Here is a 21786-nt window from a genome sequence, read left to right as displayed (position 1 = left end):
TCTTAGGATTTAATGCGCCAATCGTCTCATTCTGTTTATGTATGTTGTATACCATTTCAGTTAACATTACCGAAATATCGAGAAAATCATGAATGGCTAATGGAGAAACCGATACCCATTCATGGAGCGTAGTTTCTTTGTGTATGGTCATGTGGGTTCCTTATCTTTGTCAACAATTGGTTTGTTATTATTAATATATACCACACTTCCAATAACAATCGAAGGGGAATCCTTAATGTTAGGTAAATTTAGGAGAGAACACCCCGTTCGTGCGCTCCGTCATTCAATTTGAGCCCTCACTATATGAAGCCTTCTTAAATGTTTAAAAAGAGAAAACACCGTAGAGCAATTTTCATCACTCTACAGTGTTTTCATTTTACAGAATGTAGGAAAAATGTGGGCAATCAGTGTTGCCCCGAGGAGAATCCCTTGCTACGCAAGGATTCGCCCTTATTACATCATGCCGCCCATTCCGCCCATATCAGGCATGCCGCCTGCTGGTTTGTTTGGTTCTGGCTTGTCAGCGATAACCGCTTCTGTTGTTAAGAAGATAGCAGCTACGGAAGCAGCGTTCTGCAACGCGGAGCGAGTTACTTTAACAGGGTCGATAATTCCAGCTTCGAACATGTTAACCCATTCGCCAGATGCTGCGTTGTAGCCTGTGCCAACAGCTTCCTTCTTCAGACGCTCAACGATAACGGAACCTTCTTGGCCAGCGTTAGCCGCGATTGTACGGATTGGCTCTTCCAGTGCGCGAAGAATGATGTTCACGCCTGTTTTCTCGTCGCCTTCAGCTTTAACAGCTGCAACAGCATTGTATACGTTAACGAGTGCAGTACCACCACCAGAAACGATACCTTCTTCAACTGCTGCACGAGTCGCATTCAAAGCATCTTCGATGCGAAGCTTGCGCTCTTTCAGTTCAGTTTCAGTCGCTGCGCCAACTTTGATTACCGCAACACCGCCAGCTAATTTAGCAAGACGTTCTTGCAATTTCTCACGATCGAAGTCGGAAGTCGTATCTTCGATTTGAGCTTTGATTTGGTTTACGCGAGCATCGATGTCAGCTTTGTCGCCAGCACCATCAACGATGATCGTGTTTTCTTTATTTACACGCACTTGACGAGCTGTACCCAACTGTTGAACAGTTGTGGATTTCAGTTCCAAGCCGAGTTCTTCTGTGATCACTTGACCGCCAGTAAGAGCCGCGATGTCTTGAAGCATTGCTTTACGACGATCACCAAAGCCTGGAGCTTTAACGCCAACGCAAGTGAATGTACCGCGAAGACGGTTAACTACTAACGTAGACAATGCTTCGCCTTCGATGTCTTCTGCGATGATCAGCAATTGCTTGCCGGCTTGAACAACTTTTTCTAGAACAGGCAAGATCTCTTGGATGTTCGAGATTTTCTTATCTGTAATTAGGATCAACGGGTTATCAAGATTAGCTTCCATCTTGTCTGTGTCCGTAATCATGTAAGGTGTAATGTATCCACGGTCGAATTGCATACCTTCTACAACTTCAAGATCCGTGTTGAAGCCTTTGGATTCTTCAACTGTAATAACGCCGTCTTTGCCGACTTTATCCATAGCATCCGCAATCAGTTGGCCAACTTCGTCATCCGCAGCAGAGATTGCAGCAACTTGAGCGATATCGTTGCGGCCTTCAACTGGCTTGGAAATCTTTTGAAGCTCTTCTACTGCAGCTCTAACCGCTTTATCGATACCTTTACGGATAACCATAGGGTTAGCACCAGCTGTAACGTTTTTCAGACCTTCGCGAATCATCGCTTGAGCAAGAACTGTTGCAGTTGTTGTACCATCACCAGCGATGTCATTTGTTTTCGTTGCTACTTCTTTAACTAGTTGAGCACCCATGTTCTCGAATGCGTCTTCTAGCTCGATTTCTTTAGCAATTGTTACACCATCGTTAGTGATAAGTGGGGAACCGAATTTTTTCTCAAGTACAACGTTACGACCTTTTGGTCCTAGTGTTACTTTTACTACGTTCGCCAATGCATCAACACCGCGAAGCATCGCACGACGAGCATCTTCACTAAATTTAATTTCCTTAGCCATCGTTAATTACCCTCCTTATGATCTGTTATGGATTAGCCTACGATCGCGTGAATATCGCTTTCTTTCATAATCAAATATTCTTTACCTTCATATTTGATTTCTGTACCTGCATATTTAGAGAACAACACACGGTCGCCTTCTTTCACTTCGAGCGCGATCCGTTCACCGTCTTTAGTCAAAGCTCCGCTACCTACCGCAATAATTGTTCCTTCTTGCGGCTTTTCTTTCGCATTATCCGGCAATACAATACCGCTAATCGTTTTTTCCTCTTTTGCGTTCGCTTCTACTAGAACGCGGTCACCCAAAGGTTTAATCATGTAAATAGCCTCCTTCTTAAATAGGTGTGATTTTTGAAGCCATTCTCTGTTAGCACTCGATTGTGTTAAGTGCTAATAACCATTTTCTATGATACGGTTTTTACGGATGGTTTTCAAGTCCTTTTACGTTAAATGCTGCACAAAAAAATGCGGATCTGCAATTCCTGCAGATCCGCATCCAGCAAACAAGCCATTTATTGATTTCTTATTGCCTTAATTAAGAATAAACTCATTTAGGTCTTGAAGTTTCCTACCAAGCCTTTCAGGCGAGATGCCATCGAGCTTAAGTTCTCAGCCGTCCGCGCCATCTCTTCCGTGGAGGATAATTGCTGCTCTGTCATCGCTGATACTTGTTCAGTGAAGGATGCAGTCTCTTCCGTAATCCGCGAAATGTCTTGAATCGATTGAACAACAGATGTGCTTCCCGCAGACATCTGCTCGACAGAAGCCGCAACATCCACAATGTTGGCGCTAAGCATACCGACCTTATCCACGATATCACGGAATGTTTCCTCCGCATTATGCATGCCTTCAACTGCAGAGAATACTTGACCGGCGCTTTGCTCGAACATAGTAGCAACCCTGCCAATATCGCCCGACATTGTGCCTATCGTATTTCCAATCTGAACAGCGGATTGTTGTGTCTGATCCGCAAGCTTACGAATTTCCCCTGCAACAACAGCAAATCCACGTCCATGTTCACCTGCACGAGCAGCCTCAATAGCAGCATTTAGCGCAAGCAAATTGGTTTGGTTAGCAACTTCCGATATGTATCCGATAACTTCACGTACTTCTTCGGATTTATCATTCAACCCTCTAACGACCTCTTGCAGGGAACGGAATGCCTTATCTACTTGAGCGATTTCTCCAGAAGTCGATTGCAACAATACTGAGCCTGCTGCTGCACGGCTTACAGTCGTTTGTGCCGCATCAGAAACTCCTGTTGTTGTTCCAGCGACCTGATTCAAACCATCAAGCGTCTCCTGCATCGTAGCAGATATTTCCTGAGACTGAGCAACTTGAGTCTCTGAGCCTGCTGCTACCTTCTCTACCGCTTTGGAAACTTCACTGCTCACTCGGGCATTCTCATCCGCACCTTGCTTAAGCAATATCGCGGATGCAGCTAGCTCTGCAGTGCTTTCACGAAGCTCTTTCATCATCTTCTGTAATCCATCAAGCATCTGATTCGCCGCTCCAGCCAGATCACCCATCTCATCCGTGGAGCGAATATGTATACGTCTAGTGAGATCTCCTCCAGAAGAAGCAATATTCCGAAGTGTACCCGTTACAGCACCGATAGAATCAGTGAGATTAGTTATCAACCACTTTAGTCCGAAACCGCCTGCTCCTGCCAAAATCACGAAAATAACAATTAGCTCGATGAACAGGGTCTTATTCTTCCCAACATCCATTCCTGTCAGTAATAGTAAGCACGCAATGATTAACAATACAACCATACCTAAGTACCCAATCGTGACTTTACGACCTAATGTCATATCGCGCATACACTTGTCCCTCCCATAATAGCCCATGTAAGCCCTTACTTTGAACAAGTGTACCATATTTTTCCGTTTTAGAATATCGAAATTTGAAGCTTTTTGTTTCTTTATCGGAGAAAAAATAAAACCTATGACCGAGAAGGTGGGGGCAAGTTAATCGTCCTGCTCTAGTTCTTTCTCCTCACGAATTTTCATGCGTTTTCCATATGCGATTTTCGACAAAATTACGCTGAGTTCATATAGTAAGATGAGGGGTACAGCAACAAGCAAATCCGATACGACGTCCGGAGGCGTAACCATGACACCAATAATAATTAAGATAAACCAAGCGATCTTCCGCATTTTTTTAAGTATTTGGGGCGTCAAGATTCCAATTCTGCTCAAAAATAAGATGATTAGTGGAAGCTCGAACAATAAGGATATGGGAAGTAGGATGTTGAATAAGAATGAGAAGTACTGAGTTACTCCATACGTCTGTTCCAAACCCAAGTTATCCGTGATTTTCTCTGTGAATAGAAAAGCCATAGGAAACACAACAAAATAGGAAAAGGCTAATCCGATCAGGAACATAACTAAAGCCCAAGGTACAAATTGTAGCGTAGCCCTCTGCTCCTTAACACCTAGCGCAGGCCGAACAAAAGCCCACAACTGAAACACAGTAAATGGAATAGCAATGATGAAGGAAATTAATATAGCGAACTTCATATAGAGCCCAATTGCATCCCATGGTGAGAAAGCATGCAAATCCAGATTGTCAATCGGAGCAGCCGCAACCAAATAATCGAACACTGGCTGAGATCCGAATAACCCTCCAACCAATCCGAGAACAAAAACGATTAAGCTATAAATAATCCGTTTGCGTAGCTCTCCCAAATGCTCTGTAAGCGGCATCCATGGGTCTTCTCGCGTAGAGCTAGAATTTTCACTCATTTCTATTCTCACCTCCATACAAGTGGACTACGACAAATCAATTCATACGACAACAGGGCTGCCCCCGTTCGCAAATGGATCATCTGCGGCGAGGGACAGCCCCTTTATTCATTCCTTGTCCATCCCGTTTATTCCGGGAGACGCCGTTCCGCCTTTGGTTTCTCCGCCTCTTCAGGAGAGACGTCCACACGGTTAGCTTGACGATCCTTAGTATCATCCAGCAGATCGTTCGCGCCCTTCTTGAACTCACGCAGCGTGCGGCCGAAAGCTCTTCCTAACTCAGGTAGCTTGTTCGGACCAAATAGTAGCAAAGCGATAAGTACAAGCAATATGATTCCTGAAGCACCAATTCCACCCATTCGTTAGCCCTCCATAATTGTACATATTATATGCAGGATACTTAACAGCGAAGAAGTCCGCCGTAACCCATATCAACGATATCTTCCTTAACGATACAATCCCCAGCCAATATTCTCGGCAACAAAACATCAAAAGAAGTATACGGATCATGCATGACGCATCCAGGTAAGCCAAATATCGGCACACCCTTTAAGTATCCAAACAGAAGCATCGATCCAGGCAGCATTGGCGTGCCATAACTAACGATATCCGTTCCCGCTTCAGCAATTGCCCCGGGTGTTCGATCATCGGGATCTACCGACATTCCACCAGTCACGAGTATCATATCATAACCTTGTTTCAGGAAATAGTGAATTTCATTGACAATTTTATGTCGATCATCGGGTGCAAATCGTTGTTCAGCAACTTCTGAGCCTAATGCTTCAAGCTTAGCCCTTACCGCAGGACCAAACTTATCTGTTATTCGACCCGTGAATATTTCACTTCCCGTTGTCAGCAAGCCAACATTGAGCGACCGAAATGGCCTTACGCTCACCGGTGCGACATTGTGCTTTTTTCGGTATTCCTCCGCTATTTTCTCGACTGCTCGCACTTTGTCCTCAGGTACGATAAGTGGAATAGCTCTAGTGGCCGCCAAAGCATCACCTGGGTTCACCACACGATGAGTCGTTATCGTAGCCAAAGCGATTTCACCGAGACGGTTAATCTCATCAACGACCTCACCTGAAATACGAGCTAATCCCGTAATTTCGGATTTTATGGAAACTTTGCCTTCATGCGGTTGTCCGAACACGGTGTTAGCCCCGCACAAAGAAACTGCCATCCGGAGTGCAGCATCATCTTCATGTAGATCAGTATGAGCAAGCTCAATAACGTACAGATTTTCTTTACCTATATCTTTCAGCTTAGGAATGTCATCGCTGACGACGACGTGGCCTTTACGGAACAGCCTCCCTTTAAACTCACCCGGAATAATTTGGGTGAGATCATGAGCAAGCACCATTCCGATAGCATCCTCAACTTTAACTTCTCTTAATAGAGAGGAGCTAATTAAGGTTGAATGAGTATCCGAGTTCATATCCGAAGGTAACCTAGAAGCTGTCACTTCGTATTCTCCCCTCGTAAACCTTTCACCTGGTCAAGTGCTTCAGGAAGAATATCCATGATTGCCATCAAATGATCATGAACTCCTTTTGGATCACCTGGCAAATTCAGAATCAAGGTCCGACCGCGAATCGCACATATTCCGCGAAACAGTATTCCTTCGCGTGAGCGCTGAGTGACGGTCGCGCGCATAGCTTCGGGAATCCCAGGTACAATTCTTTCTGCGATCATGAGCGTTGCTTCAGGTGTAACATCCCGATAGGCGAGCCCAACCCCTCCCGTCGTCAATACGAGGTCCGCTTGAAAGTAATCAGCCATTTCAATAAGAGCGGCACGAATTTCGTCTTGATCGTCTGGTACGATCCGGTAATCGACGATATCACCATGTAATTCCTCTTCAATTAATTCACGTATAACTTGAGCACTTGTATCTTCGCGTTCCCCGCGCGAGCCTTTGTCACTAGCTGTCAATAAAGCAACTTTCCAACGCATTATTCATCCCTCCGCACCCATGAGTACGAGCATTATCATGTTCCATTAATTCGACTATTCGGCAGCCAAGGCATAATCCCCGCTTTTGCCGCCTGTCTTTATAAGAAGCTTAACAGGTCCAATAACTATATCCTTCTGCAATGCCTTACACATATCATAAACAGTTAGCGCAGCCGCGGAGACAGCCGTTAATGCTTCCATCTCCACACCTGTCTTCCCCGTCGTTTTAACTTCAGCAGTAATCGTTAACGTGTCTTCACCATTATCCGAGAAATGAACATTCACACCTGTCAATGGAAGAGGATGACACATCGGTATCCAATCCGATGTTTTTTTAGCTGCCTGAATCGCTGCGATTTGTGCAACCGCTAGCACATCCCCCTTGGCTACGGATCGATCTCGGATACGCTGTAGTGTACCAGGTGCCATCGTCACTTGACCTTCGGCAATGGCGGTTCTCACCGTTACTTCCTTATCCGATACATCTACCATCCTTGCACGACCCTGATCGTTGAAATGTGTTAGCTTATCCTCATTGTTATCCATCATCTATCCCCCCATTAGAACCAAATGGCCTGTTCATCCGTCGCTAGACCATTTAATCGGAGATCATGCGACTCCATCGGCAACCGCTCTGTTACAACTTGATTTGCGTAGGCAAAACCGATCCATTGTGTATTATCGTTACGTGTCTGCTCTATTTCAGCGTACAAACGATCATAGTAACCCCCACCGTAACCCAATCTCCCACCCTGCAGATTAAAGGCCATACCAGGTACGAGCACCACATCAACGGGCTGCGTTATTTCCAATAAAGAAGTGCACTTCGGATCCGGCTCCGGTACTCCCCATCTTCCGGGAATCCAGTTAGACAAGGTTTCGACCTTGCGCAGCTCCATTCCTTCTTTGTCTGACAACATTCTTGGGGCAAAGATTTGGTCCCCCTTCTCCCAACACCATTCAAGCAATGGTAAAGGCGAGGCCTCCGAGCGAAAGGGCGCATAAGCACACAAATTCAAAGGACGATTTAACCGATTTCTTATTATACGGAGCATATTCTGCTCCAAAAGACTACATAACTTAAGGGAACGTTGCTCTCTATCCTCGAGAGATAAGCTATCCCTAACTGCTGCCATCTGACGACGCCATCTCGTTTTATCGAAATTTTCTTGGGTTTCATCCATTAGTGAAAAGCCTACCTTTAAAAGTCCGTGAAAATCTATTATCATTTTATCATTTAATGCCTAATTTCGCCAAAGAATAAGGGCTTGGACTTTTCTAACAGGTTTACGGTACACTTGGATCAAGATCAAAATGAATATTTCGGAGGGATTCCTCTTGCTTTTACATGCATCCAGCATTACTAAACATTATGGTGTTACACCCGTTCTTGACGGAGTTTCACTATTAATCAATGAACGAGACAGAATCGGTCTGGTCGGTGTCAACGGGGCCGGAAAATCTACTTTCTTGCGCATATTAGCCGGGGAGCTGACTGCAGATACAGGTTCGGTATCTAAGCCTAGAGAGTTAAAGATTGGATATTTGGCCCAAAACGGCGGTTTACAAGGACACCGTACAATTTGGGAGGAAATGAATTCTGCTTTCGGACCTCTGCTCGACCAAGAAAGAGCATTGCAGGAATTAGAAGCTCGGATCGCCGATCCGGTGGAGCTTGAAAATTCAGAACGCTACGAGGCATTACTCGTGCAATATGCCGATGTCAGCGAGAAGTTCCGTGAGAGTGGCGGGTATGAAATGAAAAACAGAATCCGCAGCATTCTCCACGGGATGGGTTTTGGGAGCTTCGCACCTGAAACTGAGGTCTCTTCTCTTAGCGGTGGACAACGGACTAGACTCGCATTAGCGAGGCTATTACTTGTCCAACCCGAGTTATTGTTACTCGATGAGCCTACCAATCATCTGGATATCCAAACACTGACTTGGTTAGAGCAATATTTACGATCTTATGCAGGTGCCATGGTCATCGTATCTCATGATCGCTATTTTCTCGATGCCACCGTCACATCCATCCTGGAGATCGAGCGTCATGCGGCAACTCGGTACACAGGGAACTACAGTCGTTTCATGGATTTGAAAGCAGCCGCTTTCGATCAACAGCTTAAGCTTTTTGAACAGCAGCGTAAGGAAATATCGAAAATGGAAGATTTCATACAACGCAATATCGTACGTGCCACCACGACTCGACGTGCGCAGAGCAGACGTAATGCACTCGAGAGGATCGAACGTCTAGAGAAGCCCGGCACACTTCGCCAAGCGAATTTCTCATTCTCTACAGAGCGTCGAAGTGGTAAAGAGGTACTTAGGGCCTTTAATTGTGCTGCAGCTCCGAAGGAAGATATGGCTCCATTGTTTAGCAATGTAACTTTTGAGGTTAAACGAGGAGAAAGGCTTGCCTTGCTCGGTCCTAACGGTGTCGGGAAAACAACGCTGCTGCGCGCACTTATCGATAGGCTTCCACTACGAGCGGGAGTCTTTGAGTGGGGGGCTGGTGTCTCGCTTGGTTATTACGATCAAGAGCAACGCGAGCTTAATCCATCCAATACGGTATTAGAGGAAGTATGGAGTGCCTATGCCCAGCATCCCGAAGCAGAGATTCGCACTGTGCTTGGTAATTTCCTATTCAGCGGAGACGATGTCCGTAAGAAAGTCAGTGCTTTAAGTGGTGGTGAAAAGGCACGGGTTGCCCTGTCTAAGCTCATGCTGCTCAAAGCAAACGTCCTTCTTCTCGATGAGCCGACGAACCATCTGGATCTGATGAGCCGCGAAGTGCTTGAAGCCGCACTGGATGAATACGAGGGAACATTGATCTTCGTCTCTCATGATCGCTACTTTCTTAATCGGATTGCCGATCGAATTGTCGAACTGGCACCGGACGGCACTGAACATTTCCTAGGAAATTATGACGAAATGGTTGCTAAAAAGCAGGAAATGCAAGAATGGGAAGCGTCACAGAACGATACCTCTTCGCAGCCTGCTCAAGGTGCCTTAAGCAATTACGAAGCGGATAAGCAAGCAAAGCGTGAAGATAGAGCACGTACTCGTAAACGGGAGCAAGCCGAAGCGGATATTGCTCGGTTCGAGGAGGAGCTTTCCGTGCTTGAGCTCGAAATGGCTTCTCCGGAAATGGTAACGGATTATATGAAGCTAAGAGAGAAACAGGCCGAAGCAGAACAGAAACGTCTAGCCTTAGAAGATGTTTATAAAACATGGGAAGCTTTAATGGAAGAGTAAGCTTTCGCGTTCGAAATGGCTTCGAAAAAGATATTCACACAGTTATGCACAGCTTGCAAAGGCCAATAGTGATCAGAGGTGTTGTTAGAACTTCCTCGAACTATTGGCTACGCAGGCTTTTTTTGTCGTATTTTTGAAGAATGGTACAGTTTTCCACCGTTTTATCCACAGTATCCACATTGTCCACACTTTTTTTTGCAAAAACTAATCCCATTTTCAATATCATTCAATGATTGATGTACCAGCACATTTTGTACATTGTCCACACTATACACATGGGTTGTGGATAACTTTGTCCACATCGCAAAAAAGTACTGTTGTTACGCCTATCTACAACCGTCTTCGATGTCCATTTGTGCGCTACAGTTCGGTTTGACCTAACTGCAGCACTATAACAACATAGCAAAGGGACTCCTTAAGCAATATGCTTATAGGAGCCCACAATCAACAATGAATCTATTCTTTTCTACCTATATAGAGCAGATGTGACGAACTCCCCAGTATATAAGGGCTTTCCGACGCCTCCATAATTAACTGTACAATCTGATCGAATGCTTCATCTCCTTGCTGCCGCCAATAGTCCCATTGCTCCGGTGTCATGGCTCCTGCAATGCTTCCAGATCCAATCAGTTTCAGACTCTCGAAACCATGAGCCTCCATGAAGGGCTTAACCTCATCGATATCGTAGTAATAGGCGCCCGTAAATCTCCCCTCATCTTGATGGTTGAAAACTCCCGTAGCAAGAAACTCCTTAATCCCGTTAATCGTATCGTTTGGTTTCCATGTCATGGGGAACAACATGGACGTCGTCAGATGCCTGATTTTAGACATAAAAGCAACAAAAACAACTCCGCCCCTTTTCGTAACACGATGCATCTCTTCCACAGCTTTCACACGATCAGCTTTAGTTTGCAAATGATACAACGGCCCCAGCATGATACATGCGTCAAACTGCTCATCTGCATACCGCCCAAGATCTCGGGCATCGTCGACATGAAATCCACTGAATCGCGATGCCACTCCAGACTCATGCGCTTTAAGCTTCGCTAACTCGACAAGCTTTGGTGTAAGATCCGCTAATGTAACCTCATAACCACGTTTCGCTAACTCAATCGAATACTTCCCTGGTCCCGCTCCGATATCCAAAACTCGGCCATTCACAGGGAGGTTCGCACAGATATGATGAAAATTAACCCTAAATTCAATAGGTTCACGATCCAAACGGCCCCATTCATCAAAAACACTGTAATACTGAATCATTTTCTCCAAGGGAATTCGCCTCTCCTATGAATAAACTAAGGACCGAGTTCCTGCCCCCTCATTCCCCTACAGCTTCTTGCCGGGATTCACTCATTTTACGAGCAAGAATGACACCATTAACCGCTGATACATAAGCCTTCGCGGCTGCCAGTATGATGTCCTTATGGATTGCGGTACCGATGTTTCGCTGCCCTCCGCTTACTACCGTGACAACAGCTTCACCGGAAGCATCCTCTCCTGTGGATAAGGAATGAAGCTCCAAATCCTCGAACACGGCATCGACTGGCATTGCCTCGCGAATACATTGGATAACCGCTTCAAGTGGGCCATCTCCAGCTCCTGTATAGGTGCGCTCTACCCCATCCTCCGAACTGAATATGGTGACAGATGCAATCCGAGAACGATTGGAACCGGCCAGCACTTGAAGGTCGACCAAGGCGTACGGCTGCACGATCGTATTTGTCGATTCACCAACCAACTGCATCAATACGTCATCCGTAATAATTTTCAGCTCATCCGCCTTTTCCTTAAAGCGGTTGTACAAATCCTCCATCTCGGAATCGCCCAGCTTAATCCCATATTCAGCTATCCGATGCTTAATGGCATGGCGTCCAGAATGCTTACCCAGAATAATCATGCTACGTGGAATACCCATGGCTTCCGGATCCATGATCTCATAGGTGTTACGATTTTTAAGCAATCCATCCTGATGGATGCCGGATTCATGTTGGAAGGCATTACGACCGACAATCGGCTTGTTGAACGCAATTGGAAAATGCATCGTACGGCTTACCATACGGGATGTTTCGAAGATGTGCTCTGTCGCAATCCCTGTTTCGACACCCATGGAGTCGCCCCGAGTTTCAATCGCCATAACCAGCTCCTCCAAGGAGCAATTCCCTGCGCGTTCACCCACACCATTCACACTGACTTCGACCTGCGTAACGCCATGACGGATAGCAGCAAGGCTATTCGCAACCGCCAGACCCAGATCGTTATGACAATGCGTGCTATAGACGACTTTATCTCCGCCCCGAACGCCTTCTCGAACACGAGTGAACAGGGGACCAAATTCCTCAGGTAGCGCATACCCCATCGTATCTGGGATATTAATGATCGTTGCTCCTTCTTCAATCGCTGCTTCTACCACTCTGAACAGAAACTCCTCACTGGAGCGAGAAGCATCCATCGGGGAAAATTCGATCTGATCGACGAATTGCTTGCCATAAGCAACCATTCCGCGAAGCATCTCAATCACTTGATCCTGCGTCTTGCGCAGCTGGAAATCGAGATGAATCTGCGAAGAGGAGATGAACAGATGCAATCTACGACGAGCAGCATCCTGAGTTGCCGCGATAGCCGAGTCAATATCCGCCTGAACACAGCGGGCGAATCCACAAATTTCCACATTCTGAAGCTCTCGTGAAATTTGCTGGATCGCTTGAAATTCGCCAGGACTAGAGACTGGGAAGCCTGGCTCGATAATATCAACACCCATACGTGCCAGTTGGCGAGCAATGACGATTTTCTGCTCTGGTTTCATGGAGGCACCCGGTGCTTGCTCGCCATCTCTTAGCGTTGTATCGAAAATTTGAATGCGTCTTTTAGCTGCTGCAGGCATTATGATTGTATTTACATCAGTGTTAGTACTTGCATTCGTAGTGGTTGTGTTAGTATTCGTTGTCATAGGTTTAACCTCCTTAGATTCATCCCAATTGGGATGTCCGATCAATCTAAGAGAACGACGGGTACAGAATTCCAGAAGCAGTAGGCGCGCTACCTATGACTGCTACCGGATAACAGAAAAAGCCCGTCGTCTCTTAAGGCTAGAGACGACGGGCTTGTAAGCCGCCGCGGTACCACTCTGCTTGGAGGGGTTCGTCTTCCGACGGACGAATTGATCCTCCCACTTGTGCGTGATCTCCATTCGTTCGGTCGATTGGAAATCACGAGCGCCCGATATCGAGGGCCAACCGTAGCGATGTACCAGAACCCAGCTAATTTAGCCAAGTTCTCTTCCACCGATCCGCTCCCGGGCGAGTTCGAATCCCTCTTCGTCTGCGTCGCACCAACCCGCAGCTCTCTGCTCCAGAGGAAACTCTACTACTCCCGTTCATTGCGTATAAATATATAAAAGCCCACTGTCTCTGTATAAGAGACGGTGGGCTTATTTAGCCATCCGCGGTACCACTCTTGTTGATATTTCCGATTGCCCTCTTAGCTTAGCATGGCTGGAAATATCCGCTTTGTGCCTGATCACGGGGGTTAACCGTATGAATGTACGCATCGGTTCTCAATTCCGAATGTTCCATTCATCCGCTCCCAGGTGAGTTTCTGGTTCCCGTCTACTGCGTTGCACCGTCCCGCAGCTCTCTGAATTCAGGGAGTACCTTACTATTCCTGTTCATCGCGTTTGCTTAAGTATGTTCCCCTTGGGGATTGGTTCTTATTATATTCACCATAAAATAATCTGTCAATTCATTTGTGCAAATTTATTTGTTCAATTCCTTGTTCAATTCATTTTCATACCGACCAATCTTCCAACGACAATATCGGCTCGGCCTTCAAATCCAAGGAAGAGAATTGCCCTCTCCGATATTTCAAATCAGCCGCCGCAGCGATCATGGCTGCATTGTCAGTACACAATTTGTTCGTTGGGATGAGCAAGGGCAAGCCAGCTTCCTCGCACAACGAGCTAAGTCGATCCCGCAACCCTCGATTTGCTGCGACCCCACCGCACAGAAGCATCTGACGAACGCCGAACTCCTTCGCTGCGCGAATCGCTTTTGTCGTAACCACATCAATAACGGATTGTTGGAACCCGCGAGCTAGCGCGGAGAAATCAGGAGACTCCCCCTTCATTCGGGAGCGATTGATCTCCGATAGAACAGCAGATTTCAAACCACTGAAGCTGAAATCATAGGAATCAGGCTCTAACCAAGCTCGCGGAAGCACCACTTCCTCCGTTGCTTCTTGGGCAAGCTTGTCCACATAAGGTCCACCCGGATAAGGAAAATGAAGTGCTCTTGCAACCTTATCGTAAGCCTCCCCAACGGCATCGTCTCTAGTTCTGCCGATAATGCGGAATTTCCCTTCTTCCTCTAACAATACGATCTCTGTATGTCCACCGGAAACGACAAGTGCAATCGCTGGATATATGATATCTCCGACCAAATGATTAGCATAAATATGACCTGCAATATGATGCGTGCCAATGAGAGGAACGTCCAACGCCAAAGATAAGCTTTTCGCTGCCACAACTCCGACTAATAACGCTCCAATCAGACCTGGACCTTGCGTCACCGCAACTGCATCAATATCGGGCAAGCTCACTCCCGCTTCGCGAAGGGCTTGCTCAATAATAATCGTAATGCTTTCCACGTGTTTCCGCGACGCGATCTCCGGAACGACACCACCAAACTTCTTATGTGTTTCAATTTGACTAGAAATGATATTAGACAGCACTTCCCGTCCATTTCGAACGAGTGCGACTGACGTTTCATCGCAGCTTGTTTCGATTGCTAGCAGCAAGTAATCACTATCCGAAGAGGGACCTGTCGAGCTGTTCATGTCGCTCATGCTTCTTCCCCCTCTGCCGCTCCTGCGACTTCCAAATCTTCGTTGTCTTCGGGCACTAAGTCTGCCCACATAATAAGCGCATCCTCCAAATTATCAGAGTAATACGCAGGTCGAACACCGGATGGATAAAATCCCATTTTACGATATAAGGACTGTGCGATTTCGTTAGAAACTCGAACCTCTAAAGTCATTCGCCTTGCACCGAGAAAATAGGCCGTTTTCATCATTTCTGAAAGCAGCTTTTTCCCATTGCCCGTCCCTTGATATCGTTCTCTAATGGCAATGTTCGTAATATGCGCTTCATCAATGATCAACCACATGCCGCCGTAACCTAGAATGGTGCCCTCAAGCTCCATGATCATATACTTAGCGAACAGATTTTGTGTTAACTCATTGCGGAAAGCATCGGCCGACCACGGAGCTGTAAAAACCTCACGTTCGATTTCCACAATCGTGTCGATATCGTCAAAATTCATCAACCGATAGATCATAAGGTCACTCTCCCCGCGAAGCAGCGAGAAGCTTCGCTTCTGCTTCCGTTATCTGCGTATAATTAGGTACGAATGTATGAATATCATCTCGCTCTCCTCGTCGAAAACGAAGCTCTGCAAGCTGGCCCACTGCTGCCGCATTCATATCGCACGCCATAATACGCAGCCTAGCTCCGGACTGCTCTGCTAACTCAATCGTCGCTTGATGGGGAGCGGTCTCCCCGACGAACCAGATTGCAGCAACCTGCGATTCAAGAGTTGCCTCCTCCTCAATTCGCTTAGCCCAATCTACGATCAAGCGGATTCCATCACCATCTACGGCTTCCCATTTGCCACAATGATCGGTCGTGAAACGCGAAGTATACACTTGGCCCCTGCGAGCATCCATTAGCGGGATAATCCAAGTATCGCGATCCTGTGCCATGTCCTCGTTAGCTTCCTGAAGTCCCTGCCATGCTCCATATGCTAGAGCTTCTAAGCTAGATACGCCAATAAGCGGCTTGCTCCAAGCCCACGCTAATGTCTTGGCTGCCGTTACCGCAATTCGGACTCCCGTATAAGAACCTGGTCCTTGTCCAACTGCAACAGCGTCCAAGTCAGTACCTTGCAAACCATTGCGGCTAAGAAGCTCCTTGATTTCAGATAAAATTCTAACGGAGTGATTACGCTCTGTGAAAGAGATAATAGAGTCGATTAGGATACCATCCCTGACAATGGCCGCCGTAAACGCTGCAGTCGATGTATCGAACGACAACACCGTCACGGAACTATCATCACTTTTCTTCTCATATCGCTTCATGCTGTCGGACCCTCCTCTTTTACTGCTTGTACCTGTAATTGTCTACACCATAATTCGTACTCTCGCCCAATGGGCTGGCAGGTGATTTTCCGCGATTCGGAACCCGTCGTCTCCAGATGAATATGCAAACGCTCAGACGGAAGAATAGGCTCTATTAGAGATGCCCATTCGATCAAAGTGACTCCTTCGCCATAGAAATATTCATCTAATCCCAGCTCATCCGCTTCTTCTAATGATAGTCGATAGATATCCATATGGTAAAAAGGGAGCTTAGCTCCCTCATATTCTTTAATAATCGTATAAGTCGGGCTGTTCACGATTCCTTGCACGCCAATTGCAGCTGCGAAAGCTTGCGCGAACCGCGTTTTGCCTGCACCTAAATCACCGTCCAATGCGAGAACAGTTCCAGGCTTAACAAGCTTCGCTAATTCCTCAGCAAAAGCGATCGTATCTTTCTCGGTCGATGCTTCCCTAACCATTCTCATTAGTGAATCGTCTTCCTGATTCCGTTGCATCCGTCACGTTATCCCTTCGAAAAATGATTATAACCACGCTTCTCTATTGGTTTCCTTACACCAGACACGCTTTCCATTATAACAGCAGGCGTTCCATCTTCAACTTCACCTATGAAAAATAGAGGGATTCCTTCCTTACGGAAGCATTCCCTCATCAACAGCTCATACTTCCTATCTACTGTTCCAAGGAGAACATAATCCTCTCCACCATAGAGTACAAAATCTAAAGGCTGGATGCCATTATGATGAGCATAGGCTGCTAGTTCACCTGAAACGGGAAGTAGCTCTTCCTTCAATATAAGCCCCACCTGTGAGGCTTCAGCTATTTCCCATGCTTCACTTGCAACTCCATCGCTCACATCATTAAGCGAGGCGCCCCAACCCTTCTCTAACAGGATTCGCCCCGCTTTAACGGATGGTGTCGGTCGTTGATGGGCTTGTACTAATCTTGGCGGGAGCGGTTCTGAAGCATGTTTTCCGTTGTCCGTCGCCTTCTTCAGCAAACCATGAAGACCTCCGGCCGACAATCCTGTAGGTCCCGTCAAAAACACTAATTGTCCAGGTTTAGCACCGTCGCGGCGAATCGCTTGACCCGCCTCAACCGTTCCCATAACCGTAACGGATACAACAAGCTGCTGGGGTGCCGATGTGGTGTCTCCCCCAATAATAGCCACGCCATATCGGTCTGCACATAAGTACAGCCCATCGTATAATTGCTTCATCCGTTCAGCATCCCATGACGGGGGTACGCATACTGACACTAGAGCAAACTTCGGAATTCCGCCCATTGCCGCGATATCGCTAATGTTAGCGGCGAGAGCTTTGTAACCGACATCCGATTCTCTCATCGTCACATTACGGAAATGAACTTCCTCGACCATCGTATCCATAGCAAGCAGCCACTCTTGAGAAGCGGAACCCCCATATACAACAGCAGCGTCATCCCCAATTCCTAGCGTCACACCGGCCTTAGCAAGGTAATCCGCGGACTGACGGCCTTCCGTCCAGACGCGAATGAGTCCGAATTCGTCCAGTGGCGGCACGACATATCCCCTTCCGTCATTTTGTTCCTTCATTATATCGGGGTGCACACGAACATGCAAAGCCCTCTTGACTTTATCTGGATTTATCTTGACAAATCATAATCAAATTCTCATCCGGATCCTTCAAGACGAAGAAGGAGACTTCTCCATGGTGTTCAAGTTGACCATGAAAGGACATTCCGCAATGGAGCGCGTAGTCATAAGCAGCTTGAATATTGCAAGTATCGAACATGAAGAGAATGTTGAATGCTTCTTGTTGTACATAGCGATTGCTATCTAACAACAAGGAGCTCCCTTGTGCTACGGGTACCGAATAAATGGACTGTGTCGCGGAATGTTCATCCACTGGCAATCCGAGTAAATTCGTATACCAGCTTGATGCTTTGCGCATATCCTTCACATCCACGAAGGTCCCGCTAATTCGTGCAGAGATTGGATGCGTTGTGTCCGGAAAATGATCCTCCTGACCCCCGTCTGCACTCCAACAAGCCATGATTACATGACCTTCGACATCTCTGAAATTGAAATAAGCCATAGAACCGTGGTGCTCAGGCTCGGAGAGCACTTCCGCTTTCTCTCGAATATAGGTGTAGGCTTGATCTATATCTGTGACCGGTAGTATGAACATCGGTTTCATATCCTCATTCCAATTCGGATTTTGTCGGTTATTCCGATTCGAGTCGAGAATGAGTCCCGTGCCAGGGAAATCAAGCCAATAAACTGGACCTCCATTCATTCTTTCCTCCATTAAAGGCAATCCAAGTAATTGACTATACCATTCGGCAGCACGTTGCAAGTCCGTCACATGAACGAATACGCTCGCAACTCGATTGTCTAAAGGCAGTGCCTGTTTCCTGCGGATAGGAAACCAAATCTCCATGATCGAATCCTGATGATCGTTTCCTAAATATCGCTCATCATAATACTCGAATTCTGCTCCAACAGCACAAGTATAATCAGAACTCGGGAGCCAGTCCTTGTAGTAATAATTGAAGGCTTGCCCTATTTCGTCGATAGGTCCTCGCCGTTGAATAACACAATACAGACCACCAGGTAATGACTCAGCAATCATCCCCTCGGGAACATGGTCTACGGACGAAACACTGACCCCTGCTAGGTAATCAAATGGATTACCCGGCACCATATCCACGTCAAATAGGCATAGTCCATAGCTTCCGCCGTTAATGTGACTGATTTCACGTCCCCGAGGGTTGAACCGCTGCCACAAATGAGAAATCTCATTCTCCGAAGGTGCCTTATCCTGTGTCGGTGTATAACGAATTTTCTGACCTACCACTATAAAAGGCTCTTTCCACGCAATTCGGGCTTCAATTTTCACTCAAATGCTCCCTTTCTGATTAGAAATGATTTGGAAAAATGGCTTTTATATCGCATATATGCGAATGTATATTCGCCTTTTCACCTGGAAATTCCTCCTTATTTAATTATGAGAATTATATTATTTAAGAGATTTTGGACTGATCTAGCAATAAAAACAAGATAAATCCCAGCTAATTGGAAGTATTTATAAAGTGATTTAAGCGAATCTAGCTGATAGACTTTGAGATATTCCAAGCCTAAGTCCACAACGGACGCGGAGAACCCAAGTTCACTGGGGTGAAGTCGCTATTGTGCGGCAGGGTAACTTTGAGCCCTAACCCGACAGCTAACTCTGTAGGCAAACAAAGGGAGGAATATCATTCATGAACAAGAACAACAGCAAAGGTCTGAAGAAGACTCTTATATTAGGAACACTGGCACTCGCCATTTCCATTCCAACAGGCGTAGGTGCTGCATCAGCAGCGAGTACAACTGGAGACAATTACGTGAAGTTACAAGTCTCACAATTAAATAGCCGTTTAGGTATCGATTTGAATGCATTACTTCAGCAATTAAAAGACAAATATCCGGAATTAACAAAGCCGTCCACTGGTACTGGAAACGGTCAAGTGACTCAACCAAGTAAGCCCACTGAACCTTCTAAACCTTCGAAACCGAACACAGGTACAGGATCTAACAACGGCTCTGGCTCTAATAACGGAAATACGAATAACGGCTCTGGCTCCAATAACGGAAATTCCAATAACGGAACTGGAACAGATACGAACACAGGAACGGGCACTGAAGCAACATCTGCCTACGCCACTCAAGTAGTTACACTTGTGAACCAGGAACGCGCGAAGGCTGGACTTAGCGCACTTAGCATGTCCAATGCTACATTAAACAAGATGGCTATGGATAAAGCGAAAGACATGTATAACAAGGGTTACTTTGATCATACTTCTCCGACTTATGGCTCCCCCTTCGACATGATGAAGCAATACGGAATCAACTACCGCAGTGCGGGTGAGAACATCGCCAAAGGTCAGCGTACTCCGCAAGAAGTCATGACAGCATGGATGAACAGCTCTGGTCATCGCGCTAACATTCTTAGTGCTAACTTCACCACAATTGGTGTAGCTTATTACAACGGTGTATGGGTTCAAGAATTTATTTCATAGAACCTGAATAGAAAGCTGTAAATAAAACAGGCTAAACAGTGTTGCCTTGGCAACCGTTTAGCCTGTTTTATTATTTATATTCGAACAAGTGAGTCCCTCTATTATTTAGGGGTTACTGCATTATCAACAGATGTTACGATTACAACTTCAGCATTCGTGATTCCTGGTAATGAACGTGTCATGACCGGAGAATGGTATGCCACAATTTTCGTACCCACCCTCAATTCAGTTCCAGATGATAGCAATGGGATCACTTTTGTCTTCTCCCAGATGTTCAGAATAATATCGTTGTTTGTGGATTGGTCAGAGCCTACATCGACATAGACTTGGCCTTCCGATGTATGGTCGGATGCCATGATCGTACCCTCAACTTTTATAACCTCCGTTGCTTTAACAACGATTTTGTCCGCATGTGTTTGAGCTGGATAGCTCATCGTCATCACTTCACCATAGTAGGCATCGATGCGAATATCACTTTTCAGAGCAGCTAAAGTTAATGGCTGTCCGTTCTGGTCCACGATTTTAGTTTTCTCATCCACTTTGAGAACAACGTAATCCGCCCCACCTTTTTCCATTGGATTCCCAATTACAGTGACATAACTATTTGTGATGTTTGTGATAATCCCATCTGTGCCTATAACCGTTTTCTGATCCGTTTCTTGGACTCTAGTGTCCACCAAAACATAATTTGCAGTTGATTGAGGCGGATTACTCTTCGTGGCTGCTGGACCATAGAAGGCTTTGACGCTCATACCTGGTTGGATTGCGCTTGCTTTGATCGCTTTGCCCTCTTGATCTAAAATCTTGGCTTTAGGGGCAAACCGTAACATTACGGTTTCTTCCTTCGAAGAATAGATACCTGTGCCTTTTACGACAATCCCGTTATCTTTAACTTCGGTTATTGTACCGTTTATACCAAGGAAGCTTTGTTCCTGGGCAACAAGCTTTATCGCTGTTCCCCTTGCTGGAAGGCTTCTCGTAATGTTGGCGCCGTAATAGGCTTTAACGACCATTTTCTTATTTATGATCTTATTTAAAGAGACCTTTTTACCTTTGGAATCAACAATTTTAGTATTTTTCGTAATAGCTAGAACGATTTCGCTTTGATCCGTTACAGCAAGGCCGCGACCTGTTACAGTAATGAATTTCCCCGTTTTATCGTTGACATAATCCGTAATTTTACCAAGTGTGCCAGGAGAAGTGTTCGCTTGGTTAACAATGAATCCATTGTGACCATTGTGAGTCGTTGCGGGTGGAACATCCTGGTGTTGTATATTTACTTGTCCAAAATGCTTGTTTACGTGTGACACACTCTGTGCACTTGCGGCGATTGGCATGGCAGCCATCGCTAGAATGGATGTGGTTGCTAACACCTTGTACATTTTATTCATCTGTCATTCCTCCATTGTGCCTGAATTTGTGTGATTTCGGATAGTCTGCTTTTCTTACATCCTTCTAGACGCTGATCAACTAGAAATGTTTCACAACTGAGGAAATTATCATTTCGCGTCTCCCTTCATGTCACGAAGACGGCAAAAAAAGACTTCACAGTAGTTAAGTAA

At 46.0% G+C, this 21786-nt stretch carries 20 protein-coding genes, 1 riboswitch and 1 other annotated feature; of the genes, 2 read left to right on the top strand and 18 right to left on the bottom strand.

What is annotated here, in order from left to right:
* Positions 1-453 precede the first annotated feature (453 nt).
* From groL to M1K58_RS11675, 9 genes are all read right to left on the bottom strand, one after another.
* Positions 454-2079: a chaperonin GroEL gene (groL, locus tag M1K58_RS11715; protein WP_256759027.1), complete on the bottom strand. Its 1626-nt coding sequence runs from the start codon at positions 2077-2079 to the stop codon at positions 454-456.
* 32 nt (positions 2080-2111) lie between these two features.
* Positions 2112-2396, bottom strand: coding sequence for a co-chaperone GroES (gene groES, locus M1K58_RS11710; protein ID WP_130605926.1), 285 nt, complete (start codon positions 2394-2396; stop codon positions 2112-2114).
* 233 nt (positions 2397-2629) lie between these two features.
* Positions 2630-3901 carry a methyl-accepting chemotaxis protein gene (locus tag M1K58_RS11705; protein ID WP_256759026.1) on the bottom strand — a complete coding sequence of 424 codons (1272 nt, stop codon included), beginning with the start codon at positions 3899-3901 and terminating at the stop codon, positions 2630-2632.
* 147 nt (positions 3902-4048) lie between these two features.
* Entirely contained in the window at positions 4049-4825 is a 777-nt protein-coding gene (gene tatC, locus M1K58_RS11700; protein ID WP_256759025.1) for a twin-arginine translocase subunit TatC, read from the bottom strand.
* 128 nt (positions 4826-4953) lie between these two features.
* Complete coding sequence (gene tatA / locus M1K58_RS11695; RefSeq protein ID WP_256759024.1) at positions 4954-5184, bottom strand: twin-arginine translocase TatA/TatE family subunit; 231 nt, start codon at positions 5182-5184, stop codon at positions 4954-4956.
* Between the two features lie 41 nt (positions 5185-5225).
* A complete protein-coding gene (locus tag M1K58_RS11690; protein WP_256759046.1) occupies positions 5226-6263 on the bottom strand; it encodes a molybdopterin-binding protein in 1038 nt (345 codons plus the stop codon).
* Between the two features lie 23 nt (positions 6264-6286).
* Positions 6287-6781, bottom strand: coding sequence for a MogA/MoaB family molybdenum cofactor biosynthesis protein (locus M1K58_RS11685; protein ID WP_256759023.1), 495 nt, complete (start codon positions 6779-6781; stop codon positions 6287-6289).
* A gap of 54 nt (positions 6782-6835) precedes the next feature.
* Positions 6836-7330, bottom strand: a complete 495-nt coding sequence (gene moaC, locus M1K58_RS11680; protein WP_372339150.1) for a cyclic pyranopterin monophosphate synthase MoaC — start codon at positions 7328-7330, stop codon at positions 6836-6838.
* Between the two features lie 11 nt (positions 7331-7341).
* A complete protein-coding gene (locus M1K58_RS11675) occupies positions 7342-7965 on the bottom strand; it encodes a 5-formyltetrahydrofolate cyclo-ligase (protein WP_256759022.1) in 624 nt (207 codons plus the stop codon).
* A gap of 154 nt (positions 7966-8119) precedes the next feature.
* Between M1K58_RS11675 and M1K58_RS11670 the strand changes: the two genes are divergently transcribed.
* Positions 8120-10036 (top strand): ABC-F family ATP-binding cassette domain-containing protein, encoded by a 1917-nt coding sequence (locus M1K58_RS11670; protein ID WP_256759021.1) that lies wholly within the window; start codon positions 8120-8122, stop codon positions 10034-10036.
* A gap of 456 nt (positions 10037-10492) precedes the next feature.
* Here the strand turns inward: M1K58_RS11670 and M1K58_RS11665 are convergent, their stop codons facing one another.
* The 8 genes from M1K58_RS11665 to M1K58_RS29670 all read right to left on the bottom strand — a co-directional run bounded on the left by M1K58_RS11665 (position 10493) and on the right by M1K58_RS29670 (position 19062).
* Positions 10493-11305 carry a class I SAM-dependent methyltransferase gene (locus M1K58_RS11665; protein WP_256759020.1) on the bottom strand — a complete coding sequence of 271 codons (813 nt, stop codon included), beginning with the start codon at positions 11303-11305 and terminating at the stop codon, positions 10493-10495.
* 49 nt (positions 11306-11354) lie between these two features.
* On the bottom strand, positions 11355-12917 hold the full coding sequence (locus M1K58_RS11660) for a 2-isopropylmalate synthase (RefSeq protein WP_256759044.1): 1563 nt from the start codon (positions 12915-12917) through the stop codon (positions 11355-11357).
* Between the two features lie 530 nt (positions 12918-13447).
* Positions 13448-13713: a binding site (T-box leader), on the bottom strand.
* A gap of 106 nt (positions 13714-13819) precedes the next feature.
* Positions 13820-14875 carry a tRNA (adenosine(37)-N6)-threonylcarbamoyltransferase complex transferase subunit TsaD gene (gene tsaD, locus M1K58_RS11655; protein ID WP_256759019.1) on the bottom strand — a complete coding sequence of 352 codons (1056 nt, stop codon included), beginning with the start codon at positions 14873-14875 and terminating at the stop codon, positions 13820-13822.
* The gene (gene rimI / locus M1K58_RS11650; RefSeq protein WP_256759018.1) at positions 14872-15366 is read right to left on the bottom strand and encodes a ribosomal protein S18-alanine N-acetyltransferase; all 495 of its coding nucleotides are present in this window, start codon (positions 15364-15366) and stop codon (positions 14872-14874) included. Before rimI ends, tsaD begins: the two co-directional genes overlap by 4 nt.
* Before the next feature lie 4 nt (positions 15367-15370).
* A complete protein-coding gene (gene tsaB, locus M1K58_RS11645; protein ID WP_256759017.1) occupies positions 15371-16165 on the bottom strand; it encodes a tRNA (adenosine(37)-N6)-threonylcarbamoyltransferase complex dimerization subunit type 1 TsaB in 795 nt (264 codons plus the stop codon).
* A complete protein-coding gene (gene tsaE / locus M1K58_RS11640) occupies positions 16162-16680 on the bottom strand; it encodes a tRNA (adenosine(37)-N6)-threonylcarbamoyltransferase complex ATPase subunit type 1 TsaE (RefSeq protein WP_256759016.1) in 519 nt (172 codons plus the stop codon). Before tsaE ends, tsaB begins: the two co-directional genes overlap by 4 nt.
* An 8-nt stretch (positions 16681-16688) precedes the next feature.
* Positions 16689-17723, bottom strand: coding sequence for a thiamine-phosphate kinase (gene thiL / locus M1K58_RS11635; RefSeq protein WP_256759015.1), 1035 nt, complete (start codon positions 17721-17723; stop codon positions 16689-16691).
* Between the two features lie 73 nt (positions 17724-17796).
* The gene (locus M1K58_RS29670; protein WP_256759014.1) at positions 17797-19062 is read right to left on the bottom strand and encodes a GyrI-like domain-containing protein; all 1266 of its coding nucleotides are present in this window, start codon (positions 19060-19062) and stop codon (positions 17797-17799) included.
* Between the two features lie 225 nt (positions 19063-19287).
* Positions 19288-19420, top strand: a riboswitch (cyclic di-AMP (ydaO/yuaA leader).
* A gap of 6 nt (positions 19421-19426) precedes the next feature.
* On the opposite strand from M1K58_RS29670, the gene M1K58_RS11625 reads away from it, so the two are divergent.
* Positions 19427-20224, top strand: coding sequence for a CAP domain-containing protein (locus M1K58_RS11625; RefSeq protein ID WP_256759013.1), 798 nt, complete (start codon positions 19427-19429; stop codon positions 20222-20224).
* Between the two features lie 101 nt (positions 20225-20325).
* Here M1K58_RS11625 and M1K58_RS11620 read toward each other — a convergent pair whose 3' ends face one another.
* Positions 20326-21615 (bottom strand): peptidase, encoded by a 1290-nt coding sequence (locus M1K58_RS11620; RefSeq protein WP_256759012.1) that lies wholly within the window; start codon positions 21613-21615, stop codon positions 20326-20328.
* Between the last annotated feature and the right edge of the window lie 171 nt (positions 21616-21786).

It is taken from the genome of Cohnella sp. WQ 127256, assembly GCF_024519285.1.
Lineage (GTDB): Bacteria > Bacillota > Bacilli > Paenibacillales > Paenibacillaceae > Cohnella.
The sequence above is the reverse complement of the archived record's forward strand: the minus strand, read 5'-3'. Positions and strand labels throughout refer to the sequence as shown.